Source organism: uncultured Romboutsia sp. (assembly GCF_958366745.1).
In the GTDB taxonomy this organism is placed as follows: domain Bacteria; phylum Bacillota; class Clostridia; order Peptostreptococcales; family Peptostreptococcaceae; genus Romboutsia; species Romboutsia timonensis.
Window position 1 is genome coordinate 1 of sequence record NZ_CATXCO010000210.1, and the last position, 4138, is coordinate 4138.

A 4138-nucleotide genomic window follows, 5' to 3' on the forward strand; every position below is an offset into this window, starting at 1 on the left:
TCAACTTCTACAATATCGTTTTTATTTAACATAATTCAACTTTCTTTCCTCTTACTTTAACCTCATGAGAGTTCATATCTATTTCAAGCTCATCTGAAAACTTTAATAAATCTTTATTTTCTACATCCATTTTTCTAAAAACTGCTTTAACTCTCAAAACTAACTCTTTAACATTAAAAGGTTTACAAACATAGTCATCACAACCTATATTAAAACCATCTATTTTATCACTATCCTCTGTTTTAGCTGTCAACATAATAATGTGTACTTTAGATATTGCTCTTACTTTTTCACAAATTTCCTCTCCACTGATATCAGGCAACATTCTATCTAAAATAATTAAATCTATACTATTTTTTAAGAAGAATTCTAGAGCTTGTTCTCCATTATTTGCTACTATGCAATGATATCCCTCTTTATCCAAATAGGCTTTTATAACTTGAGTGATTTTTATCTCATCCTCTACTATAAGTATATTAAACATTAGTCTTCCTCCTTTTCATTATTTATTAATATAACAAAAAATATCATATAATTGTAAATAACTTATGAATTTAATTTTATTTATTTATCTTCATCTTTTTTTCATAATCTAAAGTTATAATATCTTGAAAAATATCTTAAATGAGGTGAATTTATTGAGTAAAATTACTAAATCATTTGATGTTTATGGAATGCACTGTAAATCATGTGAAACTGCAATCGAAGAAGAAATAAAGTCTTTAAACGGTATTTTCAATGTAAAAGCAAGCCATAATAAATCAAATGTTATAACTATGTATGAAAATGAAATTTTAAGTGAAAATGAAATTAAAAAAGCTATAAAAAAGGCAGGTTATTCAACCTCTAAAAACTCTATAAGCCAGTTTTTATGCTTAGGATCGATGGTAATTATAATGCTATATCTAAGTAGTAATTCATTAGTTGGATATGATACGAATTCACTACTTTCAAATGCATCACTTTTTATGTTATTTGTGGTAGGATTATTATCATCTCTTCATTGTGTTGGTATGTGTGGTGGAATAATGCTTACACAGACTCTAGATAAAGATAATTTACTTGTAAGTAAAAAATCATCTTTTAATACTGCACTTAAATATAATCTTGGTAGAGTAATTTCGTATACATTACTTGGAGGAATAATTGGTGCTCTAGGTTCTGTATTTTCAATATCTATGAAAATGCAAGGATTTATCCAACTATTTGCTGCACTATTTATGGTAATAGCTGGACTTAATATGTTTGGAATAAAATTGTTTAAAAATATTAATTTAAGTATTCCTTTTATGAAAAAAAATTGTGGTAAAGGTAACAAAAATCCTTTTGTGGTGGGGCTTTTAAATGGATTTATGCCTTGTGGTCCACTACAAACTATGCAACTTTATGCACTTGGAACTGGTAGCTTTGTAATGGGCGCTTTATCAATGTTTGCTTTTTCTATTGGTACTGTTCCATTAATGCTAGGATTTGGATATATTTCATCTAGGTTAAGTAAGTCGCTAAGCAATAATATATTTAAATACAGTGGTGTATTTATAATAATATTAGGTCTTTCTATGGGACAAAGAGGTTTAGCGCTAACAGGAATTAATATACCTATTTTAGGTGGTATATCTCAGTCTTCTGGAGAACTTGCACCTGTTGTAGATGGATATCAAGAGGTTACTATCACAGCTAATCGATATGGATATCAAGCATCAAGTCCTATTATAAAAGGTGATATCCCCGTTAGACTTACTATAAAAGTTGAAGAATTGACATCTTGTAATAATGCTATGTACTTCCCTCAATATGATAAGTATATAGATTTAAGTAAAGGTGATGTAATTGCTGAGATAAACCCTAATGGACAAGATATATCATTTACTTGTTGGATGGGCATGATTAGAGGCAATCTAAGAGTAGAATAATAAAATAAAAATGTCTTATAAGTATATACTTATAAGACATTTTGTTATATTAATAAATTATTTATTATGTGTAAACTAGTAATATATTTTTAATTCATACTTAGATTATCCTTAAATCAAAATTTAATACACTTTAAAATTTTTAACCTATATTTCCACATTTAAAGGTATTTTTACTATATTAATTATATGCTCACTCTTTTCTTTTCTAATTCTATCGTACCTCTTTTTATTGTAATAAAAAAATGCTAGAAATACCCTAGCATTTTTTAATGAGTTTATATCTATCTGATTATAACTCCATTTTTATTATTTTTAGCCATTTAATTTATATTTTAATTTCCAAAATTCCCATAATTCATATAAGGACAGCATTGTCCATAGTTAGGATTAGAATTTCTATAATTACTATCATCTATTTGTTCAAATTGATTTGTCTCTTGGTTTAATACTTTAAACCCTGCATCTTGCTGATATGAACTTTGGTTATCTGTTGTTGATACTACTGGATTTGTTTTATTAACAAATAATTGAGTATCTACTGTTCTTTCATTTGCAAATGATTTTACAGTTAATGCACCTGTACCTATTATTAGACCTAATGCTAATGTTCCTATTAATGACTTCTTCATATAAACACATCCTTTTTTCAATATTATTTTCTTTAAGAATATAATATTGAAAAAGTATGAATAAAATATGAATAAACTCTAGAAATATAAATAAATTTAAATTCATAATTTTTTCATACTTTTTAAGTAATATTATCTCATAAAATATATGGAGGTAATTTTAAAATGAATAAAGAAACTAAGAAAAACTTAAAAAGATTTTTACCACTATCTCTATGTTGCATAGTTCCATTATTATTACTTTCAGCAGTTCCTGCAATTAGCGAATATAGTGCTTCCGGGGCATTAGCTGTATCATTTATAGCTCCATTTATCTGTCCTTTAATTATGGGAGGCTTTTTCTTCTTCCTATTTAAATGAAATAGATCTTGTTGTTCTTAGGATAAAAAAAGTCAAAATTAGATAGCAATCAACTCTGTTTAGAAGATATTGTTAATTTTTGATGAACTAAAGCAAATTTTAAGTAAATAATATGAAATAAATAGCCTAATAGATGAGATTTTAGAGTTAAGCCAATTTATAGATAAATTTGTATGTCATATTCAAAGGGAAAAACTAGAGATTTTTATTTTAAATTAAAAAAGCGACTATCTAATCAGATTTGGTTCAGCAAATTATAAAAAAGACTGTAGGTAAGTTTGTATTTACAAAAACCTACTTACAGTCCCAAATTACAAAATAGACAGGTTAAATAGACCTATCTATTTTATGTTTATAATATTTTTAGATAATTAATATATATAAGCATCGCTAAACCCCTTTGATATAGCTTCATTTTTTAGAAGTATAGCATTTGATTTTTCTTTAAAAGCACCTATACACACTCTATAAAATACATCATCATCTACAATAGATTTATTTACAAAAGCGAGTAGACTAGAAGAAATAGTGTTAGCAATATCTTTTATATATTTTTCAGACTGAAGGGAAGTTTCTACAGTAGAATTTGAGATAAAATCTATTTCTATTAAAAGTGATGGCATTTTAGTTTTTCTAAGAACTGAAAAGTTTTTTGAGATTTTAACACCACGATTAGGTGTGTTTATATCTTTTGATAAATTAGTGCAGATATTTTTTGCTAAGTTATATACCTTGCTTTTTTCATCATATACCCATACCTCAACTCCTTTGGCAGATTTATTAGTTGATGAGTTCATATGTAGGCTTATAAAGTAGTCGCAGTTTTCTTTATTTGCTTTAGATGATCTGTAATCTAGCGAATAGTATAGGTCTTTTTCACGTGTAGTTATTACTTTTTCATTATTTTTTTCTAGGTTATTTTTTATTAACATTCCTATTTTTAAGACTGTATCGCTTTCTTTTATTTTATTAGCAGAAACTGCCCCAGAGTCTTTTCCTCCATGTCCAAAGTCTAGATACCATTTCATAATGTTTACCTCCTAATATAGTTTTACCAATAGTTTAAGGCATTTTATTTTTAGTTAAATATTAAAAAATTTAAAGAATTTAGTAGGATGTGGATATATGTTTATCGAATATATATTGTAGGATTATAAGATATGGAGGTGTTTTATGTTAGATTATTTAACTAAGGATGATTTGCCTGAGGGAGTTATTGATGTTGTTGATGTT

The 4138-nt window shown here is 26.6% G+C and carries 5 protein-coding genes; 2 read left to right on the forward strand and 3 right to left on the reverse strand.

Translation table 11 applies throughout. The features are described from left to right. Window positions 1–25: 25 nt before the first annotated feature. Complete coding sequence (locus Q5F54_RS11380) at window positions 26–484, reverse strand: response regulator transcription factor (RefSeq protein ID WP_302334451.1); 459 nt, start codon at window positions 482–484, stop codon at window positions 26–28. 154 nt (window positions 485–638) lie between these two features. Here Q5F54_RS11380 and Q5F54_RS11385 point away from each other — a divergent pair, with 154 nt between their 5' ends. Next, window positions 639–1913, forward strand: coding sequence for a sulfite exporter TauE/SafE family protein (locus tag Q5F54_RS11385; RefSeq protein WP_302334452.1), 1275 nt, complete (start codon window positions 639–641; stop codon window positions 1911–1913). 335 nt (window positions 1914–2248) lie between these two features. Here Q5F54_RS11385 and Q5F54_RS11390 read toward each other — a convergent pair whose 3' ends face one another. Further along, window positions 2249–2545, reverse strand: coding sequence for a hypothetical protein (locus Q5F54_RS11390; protein ID WP_071120620.1), 297 nt, complete (start codon window positions 2543–2545; stop codon window positions 2249–2251). Between the two features lie 165 nt (window positions 2546–2710). Here Q5F54_RS11390 and Q5F54_RS11395 point away from each other — a divergent pair, with 165 nt between their 5' ends. Next, window positions 2711–2905 carry a hypothetical protein gene (locus Q5F54_RS11395; protein WP_281538217.1) on the forward strand — a complete coding sequence of 65 codons (195 nt, stop codon included), beginning with the start codon at window positions 2711–2713 and terminating at the stop codon, window positions 2903–2905. Window positions 2906–3276: 371 nt separating this feature from the next. Here the strand turns inward: Q5F54_RS11395 and Q5F54_RS11400 are convergent, their stop codons facing one another. Beyond that, window positions 3277–3933 carry an N-acetylmuramoyl-L-alanine amidase gene (locus tag Q5F54_RS11400; protein ID WP_281538218.1) on the reverse strand — a complete coding sequence of 219 codons (657 nt, stop codon included), beginning with the start codon at window positions 3931–3933 and terminating at the stop codon, window positions 3277–3279. Between the last annotated feature and the right edge of the window lie 205 nt (window positions 3934–4138).